Source organism: Nocardioides koreensis, from assembly GCF_039531775.1.
Lineage (GTDB): Bacteria > Actinomycetota > Actinomycetes > Propionibacteriales > Nocardioidaceae > Nocardioides > Nocardioides koreensis.
Map to the genome: position 1 here is coordinate 14,410 of NZ_BAAAQR010000018.1, position 25,081 is coordinate 39,490.

Consider the following 25,081-nt stretch of genomic DNA (forward strand, 5'->3'; position numbering starts at 1 on the left):
GCCTGCTCAGACCCGCGTCACCTCGAGCAGCACCAGCTGCTCGGGGTTGAGCGCCGGCAGCTGGACGCCGACCGTGGACAGCACCCGTCCGGGCAGCCGGAGCCCGGTCGACCACCACGGCAGCGGCGAGTACTCCGGGCCCGCGACCACGTCGCCCGGCGGCAGCGGGCGCACGTCGTACGTCGTGTCGTCGTCGAGGCCGGGCAGGGGCACGGCGCCGGGTGGCCAGGTGACCGGCGTGGCCATGGCCACCGCGGCGAAGACGGCGTGGTCCCGCTCGGGCGAGACCACCCCGTGCAGCCAGGTGGCGGGGTCCGGGTGGTCCGCCCGCACGGTGGTGCCCGTCGCGAGCAGCGGCCGCAGCCGCTGGTGCAGCCGCACCCAGCCGGCGAGCTCGGCGGCCTGCTCGGGCGTCGCCTCGCGCAGGTCCCACTCGATGCCGAGGTGACCGAAGAGGGCGGTCCCCGCCCGGAACGGCAGGTCGTGCGTGCGGCCGGTGGTGTGGGAGTGGGGGGCGCCGACGTGCGAGCCCTGCATCTCCGGCGGCACGAGCAACCCGGTCCACCGCTGGATCGACTGCCGCTCCAGCGGGTCGATGCAGTCGGAGGTCCAGACCCGGTCGGTGCGCTCGAGTACCTCGAGGTCGATCCGACCGCCGCCCGACGAGCACGACTCGATCTCGACCTCGGGATGGCGTCGCTTGAGCTCGTCGACGAGTGCGTAGAACGCGACCGTCTGACGATGCACCGACGGCGCCCCGGTCAGCCCGCTGCCGGAGTCCACGAGATCCCGGTTGTGGTCCCACTTCAGGTAGGCGATGTCGTGCTCGGCCAGGAGCGCGTCGAGCCGTTCCAGCACGTGCGCGAACGCGTCGGTGTTGCCGAGGTCGAGGACCTGCTGGTTCCGCGACGGGATGGGGGTGCGGCCGCCGGTGCCGAGCACCCACTCGGGGTGCTCGCGGGCGAGGTCGGAGTCGAGGTTCACCATCTCCGGCTCCACCCACAGCCCGAACTCCATGCCGAGCGCGCGGACCCGGTCGACCAGCGGGTGCAGGCCGTCGGGCCACACCTTCTCGTCGACCCACCAGTCGCCGAGGCCGGCGCGGTCGTCACGTCGGCCGCGGAACCAGCCGTCGTCCAGCACGAACCGCTCGACCCCGATGGCGGCGGCACGCTCCGCCAGGTCGACCAGCACCTCCAGGTCGTGGTCGAAGTAGACCGCCTCCCACGTGTTGAGGGTGACGGGGCGTGGGCGCGCAGGGTGCTGCGGGCGTCCCCGGAGGTGGGCGTGGATGCGCTGGGAAGCGGCGTCGAGCCCCACGGCGTACGACCCGTAGAGCCAGGGCGAGGTGTAGCTCTCCCCCTGCTCGAGGGTCACCTCGCCCGGCAGCAGCAGCTCGCCCCCGCCCACCAGGGTGACACCCGTGGGCACCCGCTCGACCCGGGCGCGGTGGTTGCCCGACCAGGCGACGTGGGTGGCCCACACCTCGCCCGCCCGGAACCCGAAGCCCGGCTCCCCCAGCACCGTCAGCGTCGTGGCGTCGGTGCCCGTGCGTCCGCGTCGTCCCTCGCGCACGTGACTGCCGACTTGGAGAGGCCGGCGCTGCGGGCTGCGCTCGCGGGTGTGCCTCCCGGTGAAGTCCAACACCTCCGCGGCTCGGGTGGGCACCGGCAGGGCCGGCTCCAGCGCGTCGAGGTGGTACGCCGAACGGGCGACGTTGCGGACCGTGGCCCGGCAGCGGAGCAGTCCGCTCTCGAACAGCTCCACCTCCACAGTCACCGCGAGCCCGGCCGCCTCGTCGGCCAGGGAGTACACCGCGCCCGCGGCAACCTGGCCGTCGGAGCGGCCCGCCTCCACGTGCCGGACCGCCAGAGCGGGCGACCAGGCGCCACCCTCCGCTGCCCGCCAGCCCAGCAGGCCGGGGGTGCCCGGCCACCCGGACGCGTGCTCGGGGAGCAGCCCGACCGGGCGCAGCTCGTCCACGGTGTTGGGGGTCAGCTGGCGTTCCGCCGCGAGCACCAGCATGTCGAGGTCCTCGTCGCCGAGGTCGCCGAGGTCGCGGCCCCAGTGCACCACCCAGGGGCCGCCCTCGCCGGTGTGCGCGAGCACGACGGACACCCCGGCCGCACGCAAGTGGAGCGGCCGGGTCTGGGACTCAGCGGTCACGGGAGTCTCCCGGGGGGGGTCGGAGGCGAGCTGTCGGGTGGCGAGTCGGCGGCGCGCCGAGGGCCGGTGGTGAGCGGGACCCGTCCCGCCGCCGGAAGCCACTCTCGACATGATTCCGGCTTTTGTCACCTACGTCGTCCGCCCGGTCCGTCGCGCACCTTCGCCGGCCGGCCCGCGACGCATCCACGGCGTCGACGACGACTCGTCACCTCGAGCGCTCCTCCCCCGCCTCCGGCGCCCCGTCGGCAGTCCCCCACCGGGCTGTCCGGGCGTTCACACGCGCCGCGTGCTGATGCGTTGCCGGCACCTCAGGACGAGGTGACATCGAAGTCGGTGAAGTCCCAGCGGGCGGGCTTGCCGTCCGTCGAGACGACCTCGACGCCGTAGTCCACCTGACCGACGGTGCTGCCGGCCGGGAGACGACCGCTCGAGATGAGGTACTTGAAGAACCCGAGCAGGTCGAGGGTGCCGCTGGTGATCGAGGCGCCGTTCACCGGGACGAACGCGATGTAGTGGTTGGAGCCGCTGGACCACACGTCCCACGTGTGACCCGACAGCGTGACCTGTCCGATCTTCGACCCGGACGGGACCTGGTTGTGGTTGTCGGTCCAGATCATGACCTCGGTGGAACCCGCGTCGGCGACGCCGTTGAGCCAGATGTCGTAGGCGACGTCGTAGATCCCGACTCCGGGACTGGTGTGGGCGAACCGCGAGGTCATCGTGTTGAACGACGAGATCGCCGGCTCCTTGCCGGTGCCCCAGTCGTGGTAGTCGCGGTGGACGTTCGGGTACGACTTGACGGCGCCGTCGCCCTTGGAGTTGTCGGCCGTGGCCTGCACGTACCACGAGTTGTAGTCGCAGATCACCGTCTTCTGCGCGAACGTGTACCCGTTGGTGGCCCACCAGTCGGCGTCGGCGAAGTAGTCACCGACCGGGCCGCTCTGCCAGTCGTTCCAGATGTACTTCGCGTCGGTGTCCTGGCAGGTGCCGGACGACGGCGTCGCGGTCGCGGTGGGCGAGCTGGTCGCCGTCGACGACACGCTCGGGCTCGACGGTGCGGTCGGGCTCGACGATGCGGTCGGGCTCGACGATGCGGTGGGACTCGACGTCGCGGTCGGGCTCGACGACGCGGTCGGGCTCGACGACGCGGTCGGGCTCGACGACGCGGTCGGACTCGACGTACTGGTCGGACTCGACGACGCGGTGGCGGGGGTCGGGTTGCACTTCGGCGCGTGGGGGTGCCGGGTGCAGAAGTCCGAGGGACGTTTCGCCTTGCCGTGTCCGACGCCCGTGTTCGCGTGGGCGACGCCCACCACGACCAGGGCCAGACAACCCAGCGCAACGGCGAAGAGCATGCGGAAGTGCTTCATGGTGAGTGTTTCTTCCTGTCCAGGGGATGACAGTGACGCGGCGACTCCGTCGTGGATGCGTCCGAGAACCGGACCCGTGACCAGGCTGCCGCCGGGTGACGCTACCCAAGTCGAGGGACGCCGAGGGGGTGTCTGTACCCCACTTGGGGGAGCCGGCGCCGAGATCCGTGACGACAGCCCGCCGGTGCAGGACCGATCAGGGTCGAGACTTCTGGGCGGTAGGTCTCGTAGCCTGCGTGGATGGCCACCTTCATCCTCACGGTCATCGGCGATGACCGGCCAGGCCTCGTGTCTGCCATCTCCGCTCCGATCAACGCGCACGGCGCGAGCTGGGAGCGCAGCCAGATGTCCCGCCTGGCGGGCAAGTTCGCCGGCATCGTGCTCGTGACCGTCGACGACGACCGGCACGATGCGCTGGTCGCCGACCTCACGGCACTGGAGGCCGAGGGTCTGCAGGTGGCGCTGGAGCGGACCGACGAGCCCGTCGAGCGCGAGTCGCTGCGGCTCGAGCTCGAGCTGCTCGGGGCCGACCGCCCCGGCATCGTGGCCGAGATCTCTGCCTCCCTCGCAGCCCGTGGGGTGAGCATCGAGGAGCTCAGGACCGACGTGCGCGACGCCCCGATGGCCGGCGGGACGCTCTTCGAGGCCAGCGCGGTGCTCCACGCGCCACCGGCGACGAGCACCGAGGCGCTGCGGTCGGTGCTGGAGGGACTCGCCGACGAGCTGATGGTCGACATCAGCCTGTCGAGGGGATGAGCCCTCCTGTCCGGCGCGCGGGGGACTACGCCCCGGCGGCCTGACCTACCCGAAGGCGGGCGGCCCGCCCTGGAGCGCCCGCCGCGTGGCTCCGTCGTCGGTGACGAAGTTCGGCCGCTGGTCCTCGGTGTCGTAGTAGCGGTGGAAGACCGGGGTCTGCGATCCGGACATGGGCGGCACGATCCAGCTCCAGTCGGTCGGGCAACGGCGACCCGCCCGCTCCTCCCTCTCCAGGTGCGTGAGGAACCGACTGGACTCGGTGTGGTGGTCGGTGATGGAGACACCGCTCGTCCGGAACGAGTGCAGCACCGCCCGGTTGATCTCGACCAGTGCCCGGTCCCGCCACAGCGACGCCTCGTCCGTCGTGTCCAGTCCCATCCGCTCGGCCACCACGGGCACCAGGTCGTAGCGGTCGCCGTCGCCGAAGTTCCGGGCCCCGATCTCGGTGCCCATGTACCAGCCGTTGAACGGCGCCGCCGGGTAGGAGACGCCGCCGATGACCAGCTGGCTGTTGCTGATGACCGGCACTGCGTGCCAGCGCATGCCCAGGTCGGCGAACCAGGCCAGCTCGGGGTGCTCGAGCTGGACCTCCTGCACCTTGTCGTGCGGGAGTGGGAACATCTGCGGTCCCTCCTCGGACGTCTCCACGACCAGCGGGAGCACGTCGAAGGCGCCTCGCGGCAGGGGTGGGCGCCACCCCCGGAGCATCATCTCGCGCGTGAACGCGCAGTAGCGGGGGTCGCCGAGCACGCTCCCGTCGGGCTGCTCGTAACCGGCGTACCGGATGAGCTGCTCGTTCCAGATCCTGGGGGCACGGCGGGTCGGTGTGTCCGGCGCGAACACGCTGATCATCGGACGCAGCTTCCCGCCGTTGAACGCCGCACCCAGGTGCTCGAAGCAGTGGTCGGCGACGCCGGCAGCATCCGAGACCGTCCGCAGGTCGCGCACCTGCAGGCTTCGCCAGTACAGCCGGCCGATGCAGCGCGCGTTGTTGCGCCACGCGGCACGCGCGCCGAAGGCCAGCTCCTCCGGGGTGTGCCAGTAGGTCCCGGTCGCGTCGATCTCGCGCATCACCGCGTCGATCCGCGGCTCGACCGGCCCGGCCACGGGGTTCTCGGCGTGGAACATCCGGAGGAACTCCTCGGCCTCGGCCCGATCCACCTCGGTGGAGCCCGCCGCGCCACCGGATCGGGGGCGCACCTCGGGGTGCGGCCGGTGCGCGACCGGACACCCGGTGGCGGGCGCGGCCTCGCGCGGCGCCCGTTGCGTCCGCTGGGTGCCCCGGCCCGGCCAGCGGGCGATGCCCCAACGTCTGCCGCCGTCCCGGACCCGGCGCCCGGCCGCCTGGAACGCGACCATCTCCCGGAGGCCGACCAGGACGCCGAGGCACAGCACGGCCACGGTCAACCAGACCGCGCCCTGCGTCAGTGGCGCAGCGCGCGCGACCCACCCGGGGTCGCCGAGGCCAGGTGTGCCGGGCATCAGCCCGAGGACGCTGAGCCCGACCAGCCCTGGCAGGTGGACGGGTTGTCGGCCACCAGGCGCGGAGCCGCCGTCGGCCGGTTCGGTACGTGCACGGTCGATGTTCTGGTGATGCGTATTCATCCCACTCCCTCGCGGGACCTGATCCCCGGCCCCGCACCACCCGAACCGCAGGTCTAGACAACTTGGTCTCATTCGCGGCACCTCGTGCGGCCGGGCAAACCGCTCATCCGAAGTCGCGCATGACCCTGCCCTCGATGTCACGGAGGACCTCGTCCGCAGTCGCCGGACTCACCTGTCCCCTGCGGCGCGCCTCGAGAACCAGAGCACGTTCCACGTCGGTGGCCCGCCGAAGCACCTCGCGCAGCTGGTCCCCTGTCTCGCGACCGTCGTCGGTCCCGCCACGGCGGACCCCTTCCATCGCGTCCTGTGCCGACAGATAGCCCTCGTACTGGAGCGTGGCCGCCCGGGCCACCTCGTCGGCAACGCCCTCGAGGAGATCCGCGTGCAGGTGGTCCAGCGCGGCTTGCGCGGCGCGCCTTCGCAGCGCGGCGACCTCGCGCGCGTCGTCATCCTGACGCCCCACCCCCAGCCGGGAGGTGAGTGGCGCGAGGGTCAGTCCCTGCAGCACCAGTGTCACGAGGACGGTCAGCAGCGCCACCACCACGATCTGGTCGCGGAAGGGAAAGGTGGCCCCGCTGTCGACGGTCTCCGGCAACGCCAGGGCCACGGCAACGGTGACGACCCCTCGCATGCCCGCCCACGAGACGACGGCGGACTCGCGCCACCCGGCGGGCCAGGGAACGTCGCGGCGTCGGGCCCGGCGGCGCGCCAGCCAGGCACTGGAGAAGACCCAGGAGGCGCGAACCGCCACCAGGGACGTCACGACCAGCGCGCCCAGCACGAGGGCGTGTCGGGTCACGGTCGTGGAGCCGATCACCTTCACCAGCTCGAAGCCCAGGATCGCGAAGACCAGGCTGGTGATCAGGAAGTCCGCGTAGGACCAGACCGCCCGCCCCAGCAGCCATCCCTGCGAGGTGGTGGCGGCGTGACCGAAGCTCCGCAGGTACAGGCCGAGGGCGAGGACCGCGAGCACCCCCGAACCGTGCAGCCGTTCGGCCCCGAGGTAGGCGAGGAACGGCACGAGCACGGTCAGGGTCGTCTCGGCGTAGGCATCGTGCACGACCGTGAGCACGCCCTTCGTCAGGAAGCCGAGCACGACGCCGATCAGGGTTCCGGCCGCCAGGGCGAGCACGAGCTCGCTGCCGATGCCCGTCCCGGACACGTCGCCGGACACCACGGCTGCGACCGTCACCTGGAAGGCCACGAGGGCCGTGGCGTCGTTGAACATCCCCTCCCCCTCGAGGATGGTCACCAGCCGATGGGGAAGACGCAGCCGTCGGGCCACGGCCGTGGCGGCCACCGGGTCCGGCGGCGAGACCATGGCACCGAGGACCAGGGCCGGCCACCAGGACAGGCCGTACGCATGGGCGACGAGGGCGGCGGCCACCATCGAGGCCAGCGTCAGGCCCACCGCCAGGAAGAAGACCGCCCCAGCGTTGTCCCGGAACTCCCGGGCCGTCGTCCGCTGGGTCGCGGCGAACAGCAGCGGCGGCAGGACGACGGGGAGGATGAGATCGGGGTTCAGGCGCAGCTCGGGCGACATCGGCACCAGCGCCAGCGCCAGCCCGAAGATCGTCAGGAGGACGGGCTGCGGCACCCGGAGCCGGTCCGCCGCCGGCGTCAGTGCGACGACACCGACCACGAGGGCCCCGACGAGGGCGAGGTCGTCCATGCACCCCTCGCTTTCGTCTTCGGCGGGCCGGACCACACCCGGCCCGGCCAGTCACCAGAGTGGCAGATGGGGGGCAACATGAGCCGTCGCGGCCTTCTGAAAGGCTGTGCGGCGGTACGGACGGAAGGAGACCACGATGCGCGCACGCGAGCTCGCCGAGCAGTTCCCGGTCGTCAGCCTCACCACCGATGCGCTGACCGCGGCGCGGGCCATGGGCGACCAACGCCACCCGGGGCTGATCGTGTGTGACGACGACGGTCGCCCGCACACGGTGCTCCCCGGCTCGCAGGTGCTCCGATTCCTGCTCCCTGCCTACATCCAGGACGACCCGGCCCTGGCCCGGGTGTACGACGAGCGCAGTTCCGACGAGCTCATGACCAAGCTCTCCGACAAGTCCGTGAAGGACCTGCTGCCCACGCGTCAGGACCGCGACGAGCTTCCGGTGGTGGACCCCGACGCGACGACCCTGGAGGTCGCTGCGGTCATGGTGCAGATGCGCAGCCCGATCGTGGCCGTGGTCGACGAGTCCGGACAGCTGCTCGGCGCGGTGACCCTCAGCCGCCTGTTCGAGGTGCTCTTCCCGGGGGAGCCGTCCGCCGGATGACCACAGTCCTCGTCCTCGTCATCTTCGTCGGTGCGTACGTCCTGATCGCGACCGAACGCATCCACCGCGTCGCAGCCGCGCTCGGCGGCGCTGCCGCGATGGTCCTCATCGGCGTGGTCAACGCCCAGGTGGCGTTCTTCAGCGACCGCACCGGGGTGGACTGGAACGTCATCTTCCTGCTGCTCGGCATGATGGTGATCGTCGGCGTGCTGCGCCAGACGGGCGTCTTCGAGTACGTCGCGATCTGGTCGGCCAAGCGGGCCCGCGGCCGACCGTTCCTGGTCATGGTCATGCTCATCCTGCTCACCGCCGTCGCGTCCGCGCTGCTCGACAACGTGACCACGGTGCTGCTCGTCGCACCCGTCACCCTGCTGGTGTGCGAGCAGATCCAGGCACCGCCGATCCCGTTCCTGATCGCGGAGGCGATGGCCTCCAACATCGGCGGCACCGCCACGCTCATCGGCGACCCACCGAACATCATCATCGCGTCGAAGTCCGACCTCACGTTCAACGACTTCCTGGTCAACCTCGGACCCGTGATCGTGCTGCTCGTGCTCGTCTTCATCGGCATGTGCCGGGTGATGTTCCGCTCCGCGTTCACATACCACCCGGAGTCGGTCGCCGCGCTCATGGCACTCGACGAGCGCGAGGCAATCAAGGACGGTCCGCTGCTGGTCAAGTCCGGCGTGGTCCTGACCGCCGTCCTCGTCGGCTTCGTCAGCCACTCTCTCCTGGACATCGAGCCGTCCATGATCGCCCTGCTGGGCGCCGGCGCCCTGGTGGCCATCTCCAAGGTCGACATCGAGGACTGCCTGGCCGACGTGGAGTGGTCGACCCTCGTCTTCTTCATGGGCCTGTTCGTGATGGTCGGCGCACTCGTCGAGGTCGGCGTCGTGCACTCCCTGGCACGCAGCGCCACGGACGCGGTGGACGGGCGCTACTTCCTGGCCTCCACGGTGCTGATCGGAGCGTCCGGGGCGCTGTCGGGGCTCATCGACAACATCCCCTACGTCGCCACCATGGCGCCCCTGGTCCACGACCTGGTGCAGGCAGGCCACGGCGCCGAGGGCGCCGACGCCGCCTGGTGGGCCCTGGCGCTGGGGGCCGACCTCGGCGGGAACGCCACCGCCGTCGGCGCGAGCGCGAACGTCGTCGTGCTCGGGATCGCGGCCCGCTACGGCCACCCGATCAGCTTCTGGACCTTCACGAAGTACGGCCTCGTGGTCGCGTCCACGACGATCCTCATCGCCTGGGGCTACGTCGCCCTGCGCTACTTCGCCCTCGCCTGACACCGGGCCGGCCTGTCCGGAGGCTCGGGAGTCTCGGGCGCCCGGGGGCCGCCGGTTCGGTAGGCTTCTGGACCGATGGCGGTGGGGCTCGCCGACAACCGCAGCGTCGCTGCCAACAGTCCCTGCCTGACGATGAGACGCGATGTCACACAGGTGGGAGACCATGCCCGACGAACTGCCGGCCACCGGCTCGACGCACGTGTCCCCCGATGCCGGGCCGCTCGGACGGCGGCCGGTCGAGCCGGGGCACGGGCCGGTCGACCCGGACGCCGATCTCAGGGAACCCCGGCAGCGTCGGGAGTGGACGGCGCACCGGTGGGTGCTCCCCACCATCGCGGTCGGCGGCATGCTCGGCGCGTCGGCGCGACACGGCCTCGAGCTCGCCTGGCCGGTGCAGGCGGGCGAGATCCCCTGGGCGACCTTCATGACCAACCTCGGCGGCTGCGCCCTGATCGGCCTCCTGATGGTCTACGTCGTCGAGCTCGGCGCCGGCCACCCGCTGCTGCGGCCCTTCGTCGGGGTGGGCGTGCTGGGCGGGTTCACCACCTTCTCGACGTACGCCGTCCAGACGACCGACCTCACGGACGCCCGTGAGCCCGCCCTGGCGCTGGTGTACCTCTTCGGGACCGTTGCGGGCGCCCTGGTCGCGGTGATGCTGGGCATCTTCCTCGGACGCACCGTGCTGGTCCTGCTGCGCCGGGCGGCCCGTCGATCCCGAGCCGGCGCGAGGAGGGGACGCTGATGGCGTTCCTCTTCCTCTGTCTCGGCGCCGCGGTCGGCGCCCCCGCGCGCTACCTGACCGACCGCGCGATCCAGGCTAGGCACGACACCGTGGTGCCGTGGGGGACCATGACAGCCAACGTGGCCGGTTGCCTGATCCTCGGCCTGCTCACCGGCGTGGCCGACGCACACCGGGTCCCGGAGGCGGTCGTGCTCGGCGTCGGCACCGGCTTCTGCGGGGCGCTGACCACGTACAGCACCTTCAGCTACGAGACGTTCCGGCTCTACGAGACCGGAGCTCGCCTCTACGCCACACTCAACGTCGTGATCTCGCTGGTGGCGGGCCTGGCAGCAGCCCTGATCGGGCTGGCCATCGGCTCGGCCCTCTGACCCCGAACCGAGGAACAGCCGATGGAACTGCAGTCCGGACCGGCCCTGCGCCTGACGATCTTCGTCAAGGCCAACGACCGCTGGCACCACCGTCCCCTGTACACCGAGATCGTGCACCGGGCCCACGAGCAGGGGCTCGCCGGCGCGAGCGTGTTCCACGGCATCGAGGGGTTCGGCAGGTCCGAGATGATCCACACCTCCCGCATCCTGGACCTGAGTGACGACCTGCCCTGCTCCATCGTGATCGTCGACGCAGAGCAGCGCATCCGGGACTTCCTCCCCCAGCTCGACGAGCTGGTGACCGAGGGACTCGTGTTCCTCGACCCCGTCGAGGTCGTCAGGTACGCCAGCCGGACCTGAACCAGCACCCTTCGTCACGCACCTGGGGTTCAGCAGCGCCCGCGCGCCCACCCTTCACCGGTCGGCTGCACCCGCACCACCGCTACTACGCCGGTGACTTCTCCGACCGGTCGTATGACACTCGAAGTAGCGCTGAGCGGCACCACCGCAGCGGACCCGACGCGCACGGCTCGTGGAACAGGAGTCAGCGATGACCGAACCCACCACTCCGGTCGCGGGCCAGGCCTCCGCCCCCGATCCTCGCCCCGCACCTCGAGGGCATCTCGGTTGGATCGTGGCCGCCTCGTTGGCGACCGGGGTCCTCGCCGCGCTGCTCCTGGTCGCCGCACCGTTCATCCCGGTCACCGAGAGTGCGATCACCGGCGCGCTCCTGTGTGGGTTCGCGTTCGGTTGGGCGGTGCTGTTCCTGCTCTCGCGCCGTCTCACCGATCAACCCCAACTCTGGGCCGCGATTCCCGCGCTGTTCATGGGGCTGGGCGGGCTGCTGCTGCTCGCTTTCGGCTCACCGATGCGGGAGGTGCTGAGCTGGGCGTGGCCGCCGATGGTCCTGGCCCTGGTGGTCTGGATGGTGATCCGGGTGCGCCGCGACATGCGCGGCCGCGGCGGCCGGGTCCTGCTCTACATCGTCTTCACCATCCTGGCCCTGAGCGCGGTCGGAGGCGGCTGGCAAACGCTGCGCGAAGCCACGGACACCAACCCCTATCTGACGTCCGGTCGTCTCATCGACGTGGGTGGACACCAGCTGCGCCTGGACTGTGTCGGCTCCGGGAGCCCCACCGTCGTCCTCGAACCCGGCGCGGGTGGGACGTCGGCCAGCATGGGGTGGATCGCCCCGGCAGTGGCCGACCAGACCCGGGTGTGCGTCTACGACCGGGCCGGTCGAGGCGGGAGCCAGACCGCCGACGGCCCTCAGGACGGCGCACGGATCGCCACCGACCTGCACACGTTGCTGCACCGGGCGGGCGTCCCCGGGCCCTACGTGCTGGCCGGGCACTCCTTCGGGGGCCTGTACGTGCGGATCTTCGCCGCGCGCTACCCCGACGAGGTCGCCGGGCTGGTCCTCATCGACTCCACCGCCTCGAAAGAGCCGGCCAAGTCCGTCATCCCCTCGACCGACGAGAGCTCCTACGACGTCGTGGGCAGGGCCTCCGTCCTGGTGTCCCTCTCGGCCCGCGTCGGACTGGCGCGCCTGTACGGCGATCTCGCCGGCGGCACCCTCCCGGCCCGGTCCGAAGAGGAGCTGCAGTTCGACACGGCACAGGCGAGCACCGTCCGCAGCACCGCCGAGGAGTACCTGCGAGCCGGCGACTCGAGCCAGGAAGCTGCGTCACTTCGCGACCTCGACGACAGGCCGATGGTCGTGCTGACCGCCGGGGTCGGGCACGACGAAGCCTGGATGGTCGCGCAGGACAAGACGACGACGCTGTCGACCAACAGCGTGCACCGGGTGGTCGACGGCGCCACCCACGAAGGGCTGCTGTCCGAGAAGAAGTACGCCGCCGACACCTCCCAAGCCATCGTCGACGTCGTAACCTCGTTCCGAGACGACCGGCCCCTGAGCAAGTGAGCTCGGTGAGACCGTGGCAGGCCCCTCTGCGATCCCGGAGGGTCAGCACGCGGGCCGTGAGGGGGTGACACTGGTAGGGCGGGTAGGGCTCGAACCCACGACCCAAGGATTATGAGAGCGCTCGGGGCGGTTTCGGCCACGCCCAGATTTCGCGAATCCCGCTCAGAACAAGGGATCCGTGTCCGACGGGGTGCGTTCTGTTCGAGCATATCCCAGCGCTGGTGCGGACTGGTTGCGGACTACGCCAGCGGCATCGGCACTCCCCCGCCGGGACCCCGATAGCCAGCCCGGCCAGGTCTCCGGGCGACGGGTCAAGACTCGAGCTTCGCTCGATCGCGGAGCGACGCATCGCGGTCTTGACGCGTCGTTCGGAGGCCGGACAATTCGATGGCGGGGTCGCGGCCCTTTCCTGCGCGCAGCGGTCGGGGTGCGCGAGGACGGCGCGCCAGCGCCGCCCGCAGCGCGGGGCCCCGGGGAGCGGAGCGCGCCGGCGGAGCCGGCGCTCTTGAACCAGTAAGGAAAGTCGTAACCGATCCGATCGCGACTTCTGTGTCCTCCGTCGGGTGACGTACGACGAATGTCCGCGGCCTCGTGGCGACGCCTTAACGCACGGATCTGCCGATGTGCGGACACACCCGAGCCCGCTTGAAGTTGCCTTGCACCGACACCCCGGCTACGCGTTCAGGCGCGGCTCATAGCGTGAAGCGCTGCCTCCACAGCTGCGTATGGGTGTTCGGCCCGGGTCACGCCGCGGCCCACGATGACGTGACTGGCTCCATCGGCAATTGCCCCGCCGACCGTGCCCGTACGGACGTGATCACGCGTCTGGACGTCCCCGGGCACCGTGGCGCCGGGCACCACGATCAGGGAGTGCGGCGGTGCCAGCGCCCGCATCGCGCGCACCTCACGCGGAGAGGTCACCAACCCATGACAGCCGGCATCGGTCGCCAGACCTGCCAACCGTTCGACCTGTGCATGCACCCCATCGGGCACTCCCACCTCGACCAGGCCTACATCATCGAGCGAGGTGATCACCGTCAACGCCAGGACCTTCAGCTGAGGGGTCGCACGTGCTGCGTCGACCGCAGCGCGCAGCACGGCCGAGCCGGCGCCGGCATGGACGGTCACCATCGAGACGCCGAGGTCCCCACACACCCGTATCGCAGAAGCCACTGAGTGCGGGATCTCGTTCAGCTTCAAGTCCAGGAACACCTTCTTCCCGGCCTCGACCAGAGCGCTGACGACCGCGGGCCCGGCAGCCGTCAGCAGTTCCAGCCCCACCTTGTAAGTGCCCACCAGGTCACCCAGTTGCCGCACGACGTCCAGAGCGGGTTCGCTGCGGTCGAAGTCGAGCGCCACTACTATCTGGCCGCCACTGGTCACGAGCAGCAGACTATCGACGGTCTACCAGCGACATGAGCGTCGGCTCCGCCCGCTATGCCGCGGAGAGTGCGGTCCTGCCGATGACCGTGCGCTCGGCTCGCGGCAGCGACAGGATGTCGGGGTGGTAGCAATGTTGGTCACTCCTGCTTCCGAGTCACCGTGGCGGATCGAGATCGCCCGCTTTGGCGACTGGCTCACGGCTCGCTGGCCCGACCTTCGCAGTGCCTCGAACGGTGAGGGTCAACGCGCTCATCTGTGGGTCTGGCCCGACTCCCACGAGGTCTGGATACCGGGTGAACGCGACTGCGCATGGGTTGAAACGGACCCGGAAAGGACCGGGGCGGTCGCGTCCTGGCTGGCATCCACGACCGACGAGCCGTTGATCCTCTGCGACGAGGGATACGCGCTGGTCATCCCCTTGGACGGGGCTACAGAAGCCGGCATTGCGGCCCGTCCTTGAGACCTAGGGAAGCGTCCGCTTCTGCCGCTGAGTGCGCGCGCCCGCACCGATGATCGGGCGTCGTGCCGGGACGACGACCAGGCAGTCGACGACCAAGCTCGTCGGTGTCACTCATGCACGATTCGGCGCAGGATGATCTCTCCCTCTGGGTCGAGTTCTCCTGTCGGCACGAATCCGAGCCGAGCGTAGAAGCCGGCCGGACCACCATCGCCGGGAACATGGCTGGTGAGTAGCTCGGTGGCGCCTTGGCCGCGCACCAGCTCCACGATCTGTTGAACGACCTCCTGGCCGTAGCCCTTACCTTGATGCCGGTGGTCGATCAGCAGCTTCCAGAGGAACCAAGGGCCGATGATGTCGGGTGGCTGAGGCTCGACGTTCCAGCTCAGCATCACGAACCCGACGGGTTGGCCGTCGGCGTAGACGGCTCGGATCCATGGGTTGCCCTGTGGATTCTCGGCAGCTTCCGTCAGGGAGTCGGTCACCGTGCTTACGAACCGTTCCTGATCGGGTGTGGTACGCAGCGCGAGGACAGAGTCGACGTTGTCCTCGGTGACCTCCCGCAGAGTGATCGTCACCGCAACGACACTAGCGGCGCGACTTGCCGTTCCCGGCCCACGCACTGGTGACCGCTCATGCCGCGTTCTGCGCGGTCGTGCTCGTGCCGATGAGGGGACGGTTCGGCCGCGGCCCAGCGACGGAGCATCTACGCTCCGCCCATGACTGCCGATCTCACCGACCCAACAGCATCCGAGCCGCCGCCGTTGTCGGCCGACCGCTGGGCTGCTCGGATCGGCTGGGCTCGAATGACTGGTCTGGCCTTGGCCTTCATAGGTGCCGCGAGCGGACTGATGATGGCCGTGGGCAGGCAGGAGACCAGCTGCCCCCCGGGCAAGATGTTCAAGAACATCACCTGCCAGGCGCACCTTCAGGTTCCCGAAGGTCTCGCTATCGCAGCAATCTCACTGCTGCTCGGCATCCTGATCGTCTTGGCGGCGTGGATCGCGACGGCACTGCTGGTGGTCAGCACTCGCCAACGCTGAACCGTCCACTCGTGCCGCGTTGTGCGCGGTCCTGCCGTTGAGCGGGAGATTCGCGCGACGGTGGCGGGTCCCGTCCACATCGGAGGTTAATGTCGCCGGGTGTCCCGAGAGTCCATGAGCGTTTGGCGTCTTGAGTTCCCGCAACCTTCTGGTTGGCGCATCGATTGGCTGGGGCCGTACACCTCGCATTGGCTTACAGCCGAGGCGGAGGAGATCGTTCGGTATATGGAGGCCGAGCACTGCGTCACGCACCCGCACCCGCGCGATCCCAGCATCTTCGAGTCGTACCCCGGTGATGACCGACTCTTCTGTGGGTGTGCATCCCGCCCGCTTCTGGAGCGGTGGTTCGGCGATTACCTTCCCCGACTGCTCGAACAGGGCGGGTACATCACGCACTACTCGGTGCCCATGGATGCCGTCGTGGAAGACTCGCCCGAGCAGGTCCTGTTCATCACTCGTAGGGCCACCGTTGTGGAGCGCTCGGGCCACAAAGCGCCCACGCCGCTGATCCGCAGCAGCGCGGGGTCGCGCACGTCGATCATCGCTGCCAGCGATGGGAAGTACGACTTCCGGGCCGAGTCCGGGACGCCCAGCTCGTTGCCCCACTGAAGTCAGACCGCGCTCGCCAGCGAGCATCCGGTCATGCCGCGGGTAGTGCATCAGGTGGATGTGCGAGCTGCTCGGCAGGCTGCAGTGAAGACTGGCTCCCATGACGCAGAACCGGGACTTGGTCGATCTGGAACTCACCGATGAGGAACGCCGCATGTTGTTCTACGGACTCGTTGACTGGGGCGGGCCTGCTAGGTGCACGGAGGCCCTTGCTATTGCGCTCGGCTTCGAAGGGCTGGAGAACCTGGACCGGGAGGGACATCGCATCGCGCAGGAGATCTACGACGGGCGCCCGGTGTCGCTACGTGACTGGACCCGAGCCCTGCTCTCGGCCGAGATCGTCTACGCCAGCGATGTCATAGGGACGGGCACTGAGTGGGGAGTGATCCAAGGCGGTGACGATGCGCACTGGCTTGGAGTTCTCCGCGCCCTTCAGCGCAAAGTCCCCGCCTCAAGACGATATCTACCCGTGTAGAGCACGCTCATCCGCGCGCTTCGCAAGTTGCCAGCGGGCTCACGGGGCTACCAGGACGAAGAAGAGGAAGCAGACGAAGGCGGTGCGGTCGCCAAGGTCAGGCGGCAGGAGGTCTTCGGGTGTCTCGGGAGACCACGGGGGCTCGCTCACGACCTCGATCCGGAAGCCTGCTGCAGTGAATGCATCCGTCATCGCGTGCAGTGGACGGTGCCAGTAAGTCAGGACTGCGCTTTGGCCGTCGAAGTCGAACTCCTCGGAGTACTGCGTCCTTGCAAAGTAGTCGCGGTCCTGGTAGTTGAACATGTAGGCCGCCGGGTGAGGTACCGAGATCACCAGGCGCCCTCCTGGTCGCAGGATCCGGCGCAGCTCCGTCAGCGGCGCGTCCCAGTCCTCCAGGTAGTGCAGGGCAAGCGAGGAGACGATGACGTCGAAGGTTTGGTCGTCGTACGGCAGCGGCTTTCCGAGGTCTGCGACCAACAACTCGGTCTCCTCGCCGAGGCGTTCCCGAGCCAAATCGACCATCGCGGGGCTGAGGTCGAAACCACGCACGATGGCGCCTCGATCCCTCAGGTCGACGCACAAGGGGCCCGATCCACATCCAGCGTCAAGAACTTCACGGCCGGTCACGTCGCCGGCGAGGTCGACCATCGCCGGTCGGCAGTACCAAGCGTTCAGAAGGCTTGTCTCGTTTGCCGCGGAGTAGGCCCTGGCGAAGGTGTCGTAGTCGGTCACGTGAGTCACTTCCGGTGAGCGGACACGGGCGTTGAGCATGACAGACGTCGGGCAGCCTCTGACGCCCGGACATGCCGCTGAGCGGTTGATGGGCGGGGCCGCATGGCATTCTGCGCGTGTGACCGCCCAAGAGGCTCTGAAGGCCGCACTTCGCGACCACCTTGGTCCCGCTGCTCGCCGCCAGGGGTACAAGGGATCGTCTCCGAACTGGCGCAAGTCCTCGACAGTTGGTGACTGGGCCGTCGTAAACGTGCAGTCCTCGTCCTTCAGCAGCGCCGACCATCTGAGGTGCGTCGTTAACCTAGCCTTCGCGCCCGAGCCGTGGTTGAGGTGGGAGGCGGAGAAACTGGGAGCCGGAATGCCCAAGTCCGTGTCGGAGTCGCTCGGGTTGTACAGGCAACGACTGCATCCGGAGGGCACTCCGGAAAGCACCGACGGCTGGTGGGACGTCACTAATGAGGAGACAGCCCACCTGGTGGTGGCGGACATGATCGCGCAACTGGACCGGGCTGGCTGGCCCGTCCTGGAGAGCATGTTCTCTCGGGAGGCGATGATGAGCCGCTTGCAGGATGGGGACCTCGGCATGATGAAGCGATCCAACTTCGGGGTTTTCTTCGCCCGCGCCGAGGCGCTTCTCCTTATGGATGGTGGACCGTCCGACGCACTGGAGTCACAACTCGCCTACGCGCTCGACAACGTCATGCCGACGCAGCGAGACCACGCCGAGCAATTCGACTCGTGGGTTCGTGCGCAGGCAGCCAAAGCGGTGATTTGAACCGACCGCTCATGCCGCAGTCCGCGCGGTCGATGTGCAAGACGCACGGGACCCGATCGCGGCTGAGGGTGCGGCCGCTCGATCAAGGAGCCGGGGTAAGCGTCATGATCGGCTCACCGGAACTGGACTCGAAGACGGCGGTCCCATCGTCGTGGAAGCTCACGTGGTCCACATCGGGTAGCAGGTAGTCGTAGTCGACCTCGTTGTCCCCGCACCCGACGCCGGCACGCGGTCCGCCTGGGTCCGCTTCGAAGTCACCCGAGCTGGCGTCCGCCGAGTAGCTGACGTCCAAGGTGTTGCAGCCGTCGGACGCCTGCCATGTCCCGTCCACCATGCGTTACGACCGTGCTCGCCAGAACCTGGACCGGCATCCCAACTACGTCCTGGCGGCGTACATGGCCTCAGGAACCTGAGCGCTGCACGTGAACTCAATGCGGCAGATCCGCGCGCGTCCACACGCACGCTATGCGGCGGATCCGTGCGCCCGCAGGGCAAGCCATCTGGGGCAGGACCGGCTCGGCGGTTCGGCCGGTGCCATAATCCGGCTGTGACTCGGAGCCGGGCCGGTACTTCGACACTGCTGGCGGCCGCATTCAGCCTCTCCGCTTGCGGACCCGGCACGACGGCAACCGATGGGCACCCAGCAGCGCTGCCGCAGCCCCCGAGTGGTGCTGCGGTCTCTCTGGTGACCGACACCAGCGCTCGCGGCCACGTGGCCATCGGGTGCGCGCTCGAGCGAGGCATCGACCACGCAGACGACCTGACGCGCCACTACGTCGATGCCGGATCACATGAGCTGTTCCGCGCAGCGCTTGAAGCCAGGAAGGGCTACGTCGTCGCGGCACAGCTCTGGAACGCCAGTGACGCAGTGACGTCGCAACGCACCCACGGGGCGCGCTCCGGGCTGCTCGAGATCTGCTCGACCGCTGGCTTCAACGACAGGGCAGGCCTACCGGAGCTGCGCTCCTACGCGTGCAGCCTCAACGCCGACTTGATCAGGGAGCGTCCACACGTCAGCTCGTTCCAGCCTGAGACCACACAGGCGAAACCGGGAGATCCGCGGCGCACGGACGCGTCGTTCATCGCCGCGGCCTACCTGCTGCTCTCCATCAAGGATGGTCCCGAATGGCTCGACGCGGGCAGCCCCGGCCCAGCCCTGGACAGCGGCAACGACGCGGAATACCGGGCCGCCCTCCGGCACTTCGCCGCACTGTGCGACAAGGCATGACACCGACTTCCCAGACCACTACATCGCATCTCTCAAGGAATGCCTCGCCGAGGTGGTAGCACGCTCTGTGGTGATTCATCGGCACGACGGAAGCACGTTGGAGTCAGCAGCAGCGTCGACCGCGCACTGAGCTGAGCTCCGCTCGGATCGCGGCATGAGCGTGCGTGTCGTCAGACCCTGCCTTGACCATGAGTCAGAGCGTCTGTGTGAGGGTTGGCCCGTGTTTAGGAAGCAACCACCGATCACGGCCTTCGTCGCCGCAGCGCTCGACGCTGCGTTCGAGCAGAGCCCCTTTGATGCGGGCCATACCGGAGAGCGGTGGCATGGGGCTGCGGATCCCTCGGAGCAATCCTGGCCGTCGGGGCCCGGAGACGTCCTTTGGTGTGCGTCATATGACGAGCTGCAGAGCGCGCATCCGGGCTTGCCCCAGTCTCATGACCAGGAGAACGAGCCTGTCCGCTGCGTTGACTTCAAGTTGGAGTTCGATCAGCGGGGGACGCTGGTTCTCGCGGATCTCGAGGACTACAGCTTGGCCGAGACGTTTCGGATGCTCGGTATGGATCACGAGGCTGAGGTGGCCGCCGGCTTGATTGGTGGTACCGCCAAGGACGTCTGCCAGGTGCTCAGCAGCCTCATCGCGACACTCCTTGAGCGAACCACTTGATACATCCGCTTGAGCGCAAAACGGCATGATCGGGCACCCGCAGCGTCGCACCGCCAGGATTTGCTGGTGGCTGCCGCCCAGGCTCGCGCCTCAGCAACCGGCCTCGTGAAGCCACGCCGCAACGCGTCGGAAACCACTCACCGACGGCTGTCGGGCCGGTAGGTTGCGGCTCGACCTCACGAGAAATCGGAGCCCACGTTGCCCTCTGCAGATGACTACACCTGGCTTGAAGACTCACTCCTCGGCGAGGCTGCCTGCCTCACTGTCGTCCTCGGCAAGAGCCGAGAATCCGTCCTCGCAGATTTCGGAGCGGATGCTCAGGTAGTCGTTCCGATTGATGATGCGTACGGGAATGGCGTCTCCCTCGTGGACATCCCCGATGGCGTGATCGCCATTGAGTACAACGGTTTCCAGGGAGCCCAGCCCGAGGTACTCCGGGCGCTCTCCGTCGACGGCTCGGCTTCCAGCATGTTCTGGAACGTCAACGACGACAACGCCTTCTCGTGCGCCCGCGGCGGACAACTCGTGGCCACTGTGGACATGTACGACGCGGAGGACCCGGGAGAGGTCGATCTCCCGGATGACCTCCGGCTCTTGTTTGAACTGGGCGCCGACGAGGACGCCGACCTGCATGCGATCGGTCTTGCCATGGTTGAGCAATTCACGGGAGTCAAGATCACAGCGGTCCATGTCGAGAACGCTGAGGTCGCGCACCCGATCGAGAACGTGTAAGTCCTCGCCCGCCGGAGCACTCTCATCGGCACGGCCCGTGCGGATGTCCGGACGGCCGCGGTGACCCGCCTGAGCAGTGACGGCGCGACCGACTGTCCGCACGGTCACGACCGTGGAGTCTCCGGCGCACCAGGTACGCCGCAGACTCCACGATCTGCAGCGGCGTCCGCACATGCCCGCTCATCGGCATGTTCGGGCGCTTCGGGAGCGACCTCTTCGGGCTCCCGGCCCGCCTCCCTGATCGTCGGGTTGGGCCGACTGTCCACAGATTGGCGCCGGTGCGTCGTTGCCCCTGACGGGTTGTCGACGCCGTGTGTCATGCTCTTTCGCAGCGGACAACTTCACACAAAATGATGGGGCAATTCCCCGGGGGTCGGCTCCCCACCCTGGCCAGAGGCCGCACACAGAAACGCCGCAGCAAACACACGAACTGACGTAACACCGTCCGCGAAGTCCTTGGTTTGTCGTGTCTCGGCGCTGCGGCGGTCCCCTTCGTCGAGACCCCTTTGTTCTCCGAGCTGGACCGTGGACCTCCCGAACCGGGTGTGCCGCGCGGCAGGGACCGCACTAGCCGCGCGGCACACCCACCTCGGGGTGGTGAGACCGGTGAGCGACCAGACCCGCGCAGCCGTCACGACCACCCGGCCTGCCCCGGTCCCGGACGGGTTCCCCGGGCACCGCGAGCACGCACCCCTGGACCTCCCGCCGCTGACCCCGCGGCTCGAGGAACAGCTGTGCGACCTGCTCGTCTCCCGCGACTTCGACGCCTGGTCCGAGGCCCTGGCCCGGGTCGGGAACTGCGCCCACCCGGTCAAGCTGCACGGCCACTCCCAGCGCATCGACACCCGCACCGGCGAGATCCTCAGCAGCTACTCCAGCGCCTTTGAGCCCTTGGGCGTGACGCACGGTTGGTGCGGGAACCGGCGGGCCTCGGTGTGCCCGTCCTGCTCCCGCCGCTACGCCGCGGACACCTTCCACCTGATCCGCGCCGGGGTCGCCGGCGGCAAGACCGTCCCCGAGACCGTCGCGGACAACCCGCTGGTCTTCGCCACCCTCACCGCCCCCTCCTTCGGGCACGTCCACGGCCACCGCAACGGGCGCGCGTGCCGGCCCCGGATCCGGGGCCCGCGGCGGTGTGAGCACGGCCGGCCCACCACCTGCGGGGTCCGGCACGACCAGGAGGACGCGCTGCTCGGGCAGCCGCTGTGCGGCGACTGCTACGACTACGCCTCCCACCTGGTCTGGCAGTGGTGGGTCCCGCAGCTGTGGAAGCGGTTCACCATCGGCCTGCGCCGCCTGGTCGCCAAGACCCTCGGGATCCCCGCGACCCGCCTCGACGAGATCGCCACCGTGCAGTACGCCAAGGTCGCCGAGTACCAGCTGCGCGGCCTGGTCCACTTCCACGCGCTGATCCGGCTCGACGGCCCCAAGACCCCCGACGGGTTCGCCCCCGCACCAGCCAGCCTCGACGCCGCCGTGCTCGCCGACCTGGTCCGACAGGCCGCCGCCGGCGTGCGGCTCACCGTGCCCGGTGTCGACGCCGACGACCCCGCCCGGACCCTGGCGTTCGGGGCCCAGCTCGACACCCGCCCGGTCCGGCTCAGCCGGCGCACCGACGACCCCGACCGGACCCTGACCCCCGGGCAGGTCGCCGGCTACCTGGCCAAGTACGCCACCAAGTCCGCCACCGACACCGGCGACAGCGACAGCCCCCACCACCGGCGCATCCGCGGCACCGCCCGCCACCTGGCCGACCGCGCCGCCGCACAAGACGGTGTCCCGGCCGCCGAGGCGCCGTACGCCAAGCTCGGCGACTGGGTCCACATGCTCGGCTTCCGCGGCCACTTCGGCACCAAGTCGCGGCGCTACTCGATCACCCTGACCGCGCTGCGCCGCGCCCGCCAACGCGCCCAGGCCCTCATCGCCCAGCACCGCGCCGAGGGCCGGCCGCTCGACCTGGCCGCCCTCGAGACCGACCTCCTCGCCGACGAGCAGGAGGAGACCACCCTCGTCCTCGGCCACTGGACCTACGTCGGCACGGGCTGGAACACCGATGCCCAGACCGTCCTCGCCAACGCGGCGGCCGCACGCGCCCGCGAGCACGACCAGTGGAAGGCCCAGCGCAGAAGGGAGAGGACGGCATGACAACTACTCGAGAGGAAGACGATGAGAAGGCAGCAGAAGGCTGAGGCGCCGCGACAGATGCCGCCGCGGCTGTGGACGGTCAACGAGACCGCGGAGTTCCTGGGCATCCCGGTGTCGACGCTCTACTACTGGAGCTACCGCGGCGAGGGCGGACCGCGCATCCTGCGGATCGGGAGGTCGCTCCGGTACAACCCGTACGCCGTGGCCGAGTGGGCCCAGTCGGGAGCGGCCTGAGATGGGCAACATCCAGAAGCGACCGAGCGGACAGTGGCGGGCGCGGTACCGGGATCCCTTCGGCAAGGAGCACGCACGGCACTTCCGTCGCCGGCTGGATGCCGAACGCTGGCTGGCGTCGGTGGAGAACGCGAAGCATCGAGGTGAGTGGATCGACCCGGCGCTGTCGCGGATCACGGTCGGCGAGTGGGCTCAGAGATGGCTGGCCGCCCAGGTGCAGCTCAAGCAGCTGACCCGGGAGCGGTACCGGAACATCCTGCGCGTGCAGATCCTGCCGCACTGGGAGCGGCTGCGGCTGGCCGAGGTGACGCATGCCGACGTCGTGGCATGGGTGGCGGCGTTGCAGGCCGACGGGTACGCGACGGGGACGATCCGGCAGACCCATCGGGTCCTCTCGCTGATGCTGACGCTGGCCGTGCGGGACCGACGGCTGTCGTACAACCCGGCCGAGGCGTCCGGCTCCCCCGCGTCACCCGCCAAGGAGCCGGTGTTCCTCTCCCACGGGCAGGTCGACCGGCTCGCAGCTGCCTGCCGGGCTACGAGCTCTTTATCAGGTTGCTTGCCTACACAGGACTGCGCTGGGGCGAGGCCACCGCGCTCCAGGTCAAGCGTGTCGACCTGATGCGGCGTCGTCTCGAAATCGTGCGCAACGCGATCGACCTCGGCCGCGAGATCACCTACGGGACCCCGAAGACCCACCAGCACCGGTCGGTGCCGATCCCTCGGTCGCTGGTCGACGAGCTGGCCGAGCACATGGTCGGGAAGCAGCCCGAGGACCTGGTCTTCGTCTCCTCGCGCGGTGCTCCGCTGCGCAACCACAACTTCCGCAGCCGGGTGTTCGCGCCCGCGGCCGTCGCGATCGGCGTACCGCAGCTGACGCCGCACGACCTGCGGCACACCGCGGCGAGCCTCGCGGTGCAGGCCGGGGCCAACGTCAAGGCGGTCCAGCGGATGCTCGGCCACGCGTCCGCGGCGATGACCCTCGACGTGTACGCCGGCCTGTTCGCCGACGACCTGGACGCGGTGGCGGACCGCCTGGACGAGGCCGCAGCCCGGGCCCGTGCGGACCATGTGCGGACTCAGGCCGGCTCCGCGGACGTGCTTCCGCTCGATCTCGGAGGCGCACATGGCCTCTGACCTGCGGTTCTGCGTGGTAGGGCGGGTGGGGCTCGAACCCACGACCCAAGGATTATGAGTCCTCTGCTCTGACCGACTGAGCTACCGCCCCTGGCGGGCACAACCTACCGAGCCGGCCGGGCGCCGGACGACACCGGTGCGTCGATCTGTGCTCGCAGCGGACCCGGTGCTCGGCCCGGCAGTGGTCGGTCCCGGCCCCACCGTCGGCGCGGTCGCGGCCGGCGCCGGCCCGGAGGTGGTCGTCGCCGGCCCGGCCGACCAGGCGGTCGGAACCGCCCTCCGACCAGAACCGGTTGCCCTGGGCGTCACCGCGGAGGACGTCGTCGCCCGCGCCGGAGACCACGTCGGCGATGTCGATGAGGGTGTCGGTGCCGTTGCGGGCGACCGCCGTACCGGCGAGAAGGTCGAGGTCCACGTCGCCGTAGCCCGGCGCGGTGTAGTCGGCCACGTCGTTGTAGCGGCCCTCGAAGGTGCAGCCATCGCACGACCCGTCGAGCACGTCGTCACCCGGGCCCCCGTCGAAGGTGTCGTTCGCGTAGCCGCCGAACAGGTAGTCGGCTCCCTTGCCGCCGGCGAGGACGTGGTGCCCCTCGTCGCCGAAGAGCCGGTCGTCGCCGGCGCCGCCGTACAGGCGGGCGTTCGCGAAGTCGTCGTAGGCCGCCACGTGGCAGATGGTGTCGTCGCCGGCCAGCCCGTAGACCTCCAGCACCTCCGGGCCGACGATGATGACGTCGTCGCCGTCGGTGCCGGTGACGGTCTGTCCCTGGTTGCTGGTCGTCGACCCGTCGGTGGCGACCTTGCCGTCGCAGATCGGCTCGGCGGTTCCTGCCGACGTGGGCGCGCCGAAGTTGATGAGCCCGACCGCCACGAGCGCGGCGACCGTGCCGGCGACGCGGCCTCCCGAGAGCCCCATGGTCATCTCCCCCGTTCGTCCGAGTGCCCCGCCCACCGTAGTCAGGCAAGCGCCC

At 69.6% G+C, this 25,081-nt stretch carries 28 protein-coding genes and 1 tRNA gene; 18 read left to right on the top strand and 11 right to left on the bottom strand.

What is annotated here, in order from left to right:
• Positions 1-6: 6 nt before the first annotated feature.
• The 3 genes from ABD268_RS21645 to ABD268_RS21655 form a co-directional block, all read right to left on the bottom strand.
• Positions 7-2,166: an alpha-galactosidase gene (locus ABD268_RS21645; protein WP_344157631.1), complete on the bottom strand. Its 2,160-nt coding sequence runs from the start codon at positions 2,164-2,166 to the stop codon at positions 7-9.
• 308 nt (positions 2,167-2,474) lie between these two features.
• Positions 2,475-3,206: a GH12 family glycosyl hydrolase domain-containing protein gene (locus ABD268_RS21650; RefSeq protein WP_344157634.1), complete on the bottom strand. Its 732-nt coding sequence runs from the start codon at positions 3,204-3,206 to the stop codon at positions 2,475-2,477.
• Complete coding sequence (locus ABD268_RS21655; protein WP_344157637.1) at positions 3,091-3,390, bottom strand: hypothetical protein; 300 nt, start codon at positions 3,388-3,390, stop codon at positions 3,091-3,093. The genes ABD268_RS21650 and ABD268_RS21655 overlap by 116 nt, the downstream gene beginning before the upstream one ends.
• A 386-nt stretch (positions 3,391-3,776) precedes the next feature.
• Between ABD268_RS21655 and ABD268_RS21660 the strand changes: the two genes are divergently transcribed.
• Positions 3,777-4,292 (top strand): glycine cleavage system transcriptional repressor, encoded by a 516-nt coding sequence (locus ABD268_RS21660; protein ID WP_344157640.1) that lies wholly within the window; start codon positions 3,777-3,779, stop codon positions 4,290-4,292.
• A 45-nt stretch (positions 4,293-4,337) separates the two neighbouring features.
• Here ABD268_RS21660 and ABD268_RS21665 read toward each other — a convergent pair whose 3' ends face one another.
• Together ABD268_RS21665 and ABD268_RS21670 are read right to left on the bottom strand one after the other, a co-directional pair.
• Positions 4,338-5,774, bottom strand: coding sequence for a nitric oxide synthase oxygenase (locus ABD268_RS21665; protein ID WP_344157643.1), 1,437 nt, complete (start codon positions 5,772-5,774; stop codon positions 4,338-4,340).
• A 226-nt stretch (positions 5,775-6,000) separates the two neighbouring features.
• The gene (locus ABD268_RS21670; RefSeq protein ID WP_344157646.1) at positions 6,001-7,569 is read right to left on the bottom strand and encodes a Na+/H+ antiporter; all 1,569 of its coding nucleotides are present in this window, start codon (positions 7,567-7,569) and stop codon (positions 6,001-6,003) included.
• 136 nt (positions 7,570-7,705) lie between these two features.
• Here ABD268_RS21670 and ABD268_RS21675 point away from each other — a divergent pair, with 136 nt between their 5' ends.
• The 6 genes from ABD268_RS21675 (at position 7,706) to ABD268_RS21700 (ending at position 12,499) form a co-directional block, all read left to right on the top strand.
• Positions 7,706-8,173 (top strand): CBS domain-containing protein, encoded by a 468-nt coding sequence (locus ABD268_RS21675; protein WP_344157649.1) that lies wholly within the window; start codon positions 7,706-7,708, stop codon positions 8,171-8,173.
• Positions 8,170-9,462 (top strand): ArsB/NhaD family transporter, encoded by a 1,293-nt coding sequence (locus ABD268_RS21680; protein ID WP_344157652.1) that lies wholly within the window; start codon positions 8,170-8,172, stop codon positions 9,460-9,462. The genes ABD268_RS21675 and ABD268_RS21680 overlap by 4 nt, the downstream gene beginning before the upstream one ends.
• A 163-nt stretch (positions 9,463-9,625) precedes the next feature.
• A complete protein-coding gene (locus tag ABD268_RS21685) occupies positions 9,626-10,204 on the top strand; it encodes a fluoride efflux transporter FluC (RefSeq protein ID WP_344157657.1) in 579 nt (192 codons plus the stop codon).
• A complete protein-coding gene (gene crcB, locus ABD268_RS21690; protein WP_344157660.1) occupies positions 10,204-10,572 on the top strand; it encodes a fluoride efflux transporter CrcB in 369 nt (122 codons plus the stop codon). Before ABD268_RS21685 ends, crcB begins: the two co-directional genes overlap by 1 nt.
• Positions 10,573-10,593: 21 nt before the next feature.
• The gene (locus tag ABD268_RS21695; protein ID WP_344157663.1) at positions 10,594-10,932 is read left to right on the top strand and encodes a DUF190 domain-containing protein; all 339 of its coding nucleotides are present in this window, start codon (positions 10,594-10,596) and stop codon (positions 10,930-10,932) included.
• A 274-nt stretch (positions 10,933-11,206) separates the two neighbouring features.
• Positions 11,207-12,499, top strand: coding sequence for an alpha/beta fold hydrolase (locus tag ABD268_RS21700; protein WP_344157666.1), 1,293 nt, complete (start codon positions 11,207-11,209; stop codon positions 12,497-12,499).
• A 681-nt stretch (positions 12,500-13,180) separates the two neighbouring features.
• On the opposite strand, the gene pyrF is transcribed toward ABD268_RS21700, so the two are convergent.
• Entirely contained in the window at positions 13,181-13,882 is a 702-nt protein-coding gene (gene pyrF, locus ABD268_RS21705) for an orotidine-5'-phosphate decarboxylase (RefSeq protein ID WP_344157669.1), read from the bottom strand.
• Positions 13,883-14,449: 567 nt separating this feature from the next.
• Positions 14,450-14,917 carry a GNAT family N-acetyltransferase gene (locus tag ABD268_RS21710; protein ID WP_344157672.1) on the bottom strand — a complete coding sequence of 156 codons (468 nt, stop codon included), beginning with the start codon at positions 14,915-14,917 and terminating at the stop codon, positions 14,450-14,452.
• Between the two features lie 141 nt (positions 14,918-15,058).
• Here ABD268_RS21710 and ABD268_RS21715 point away from each other — a divergent pair, with 141 nt between their 5' ends.
• The 3 genes from ABD268_RS21715 (at position 15,059) to ABD268_RS21725 (ending at position 16,466) form a co-directional block, all read left to right on the top strand.
• The gene (locus ABD268_RS21715) at positions 15,059-15,382 is read left to right on the top strand and encodes a hypothetical protein (protein ID WP_344157674.1); all 324 of its coding nucleotides are present in this window, start codon (positions 15,059-15,061) and stop codon (positions 15,380-15,382) included.
• 225 nt (positions 15,383-15,607) lie between these two features.
• Complete coding sequence (locus ABD268_RS21720) at positions 15,608-15,991, top strand: hypothetical protein (RefSeq protein WP_344157677.1); 384 nt, start codon at positions 15,608-15,610, stop codon at positions 15,989-15,991.
• A 100-nt stretch (positions 15,992-16,091) separates the two neighbouring features.
• Positions 16,092-16,466, top strand: coding sequence for a hypothetical protein (locus ABD268_RS21725; RefSeq protein WP_344157680.1), 375 nt, complete (start codon positions 16,092-16,094; stop codon positions 16,464-16,466).
• Positions 16,467-16,505: 39 nt separating this feature from the next.
• Here ABD268_RS21725 and ABD268_RS21730 read toward each other — a convergent pair whose 3' ends face one another.
• Entirely contained in the window at positions 16,506-17,198 is a 693-nt protein-coding gene (locus ABD268_RS21730; RefSeq protein WP_344157683.1) for a class I SAM-dependent methyltransferase, read from the bottom strand.
• A gap of 88 nt (positions 17,199-17,286) precedes the next feature.
• Here ABD268_RS21730 and ABD268_RS21735 point away from each other — a divergent pair, with 88 nt between their 5' ends.
• On the top strand, positions 17,287-17,973 hold the full coding sequence (locus tag ABD268_RS21735) for a DUF4304 domain-containing protein (RefSeq protein WP_344157913.1): 687 nt from the start codon (positions 17,287-17,289) through the stop codon (positions 17,971-17,973).
• An 82-nt stretch (positions 17,974-18,055) separates the two neighbouring features.
• Here ABD268_RS21735 and ABD268_RS21740 read toward each other — a convergent pair whose 3' ends face one another.
• Positions 18,056-18,307, bottom strand: coding sequence for a hypothetical protein (locus ABD268_RS21740; protein ID WP_344157686.1), 252 nt, complete (start codon positions 18,305-18,307; stop codon positions 18,056-18,058).
• A 351-nt stretch (positions 18,308-18,658) separates the two neighbouring features.
• On the opposite strand from ABD268_RS21740, the gene ABD268_RS21745 reads away from it, so the two are divergent.
• From ABD268_RS21745 to ABD268_RS21775, 7 genes are all read left to right on the top strand, one after another.
• On the top strand, positions 18,659-19,201 hold the full coding sequence (locus tag ABD268_RS21745) for a hypothetical protein (RefSeq protein ID WP_344157689.1): 543 nt from the start codon (positions 18,659-18,661) through the stop codon (positions 19,199-19,201).
• Between the two features lie 220 nt (positions 19,202-19,421).
• A complete protein-coding gene (locus ABD268_RS21750) occupies positions 19,422-19,865 on the top strand; it encodes a hypothetical protein (RefSeq protein WP_344157692.1) in 444 nt (147 codons plus the stop codon).
• A 198-nt stretch (positions 19,866-20,063) separates the two neighbouring features.
• Positions 20,064-20,597 (top strand): DUF6461 domain-containing protein, encoded by a 534-nt coding sequence (locus tag ABD268_RS21755; RefSeq protein ID WP_344157695.1) that lies wholly within the window; start codon positions 20,064-20,066, stop codon positions 20,595-20,597.
• Positions 20,598-21,203: 606 nt separating this feature from the next.
• On the top strand, positions 21,204-22,742 hold the full coding sequence (locus ABD268_RS21760; protein ID WP_344157698.1) for a replication initiator: 1,539 nt from the start codon (positions 21,204-21,206) through the stop codon (positions 22,740-22,742).
• Between the two features lie 21 nt (positions 22,743-22,763).
• Positions 22,764-22,976 carry a helix-turn-helix transcriptional regulator gene (locus ABD268_RS21765; RefSeq protein WP_344157701.1) on the top strand — a complete coding sequence of 71 codons (213 nt, stop codon included), beginning with the start codon at positions 22,764-22,766 and terminating at the stop codon, positions 22,974-22,976.
• Position 22,977: 1 nt separating this feature from the next.
• A complete protein-coding gene (locus ABD268_RS21770; protein ID WP_344157704.1) occupies positions 22,978-23,598 on the top strand; it encodes a tyrosine-type recombinase/integrase in 621 nt (206 codons plus the stop codon).
• Positions 23,532-24,113 carry a tyrosine-type recombinase/integrase gene (locus ABD268_RS21775; RefSeq protein WP_344157706.1) on the top strand — a complete coding sequence of 194 codons (582 nt, stop codon included), beginning with the start codon at positions 23,532-23,534 and terminating at the stop codon, positions 24,111-24,113. The genes ABD268_RS21770 and ABD268_RS21775 overlap by 67 nt, the downstream gene beginning before the upstream one ends.
• A gap of 14 nt (positions 24,114-24,127) precedes the next feature.
• Here ABD268_RS21775 and ABD268_RS21780 read toward each other — a convergent pair.
• A tRNA-Ile gene (locus tag ABD268_RS21780) sits at positions 24,128-24,204 on the bottom strand.
• Positions 24,166-25,032 carry a calcium-binding protein gene (locus ABD268_RS22865; protein ID WP_425573790.1) on the bottom strand — a complete coding sequence of 289 codons (867 nt, stop codon included), beginning with the start codon at positions 25,030-25,032 and terminating at the stop codon, positions 24,166-24,168. The genes ABD268_RS21780 and ABD268_RS22865 overlap by 39 nt, the downstream gene beginning before the upstream one ends.
• Positions 25,033-25,081: the final 49 nt, after the last annotated feature.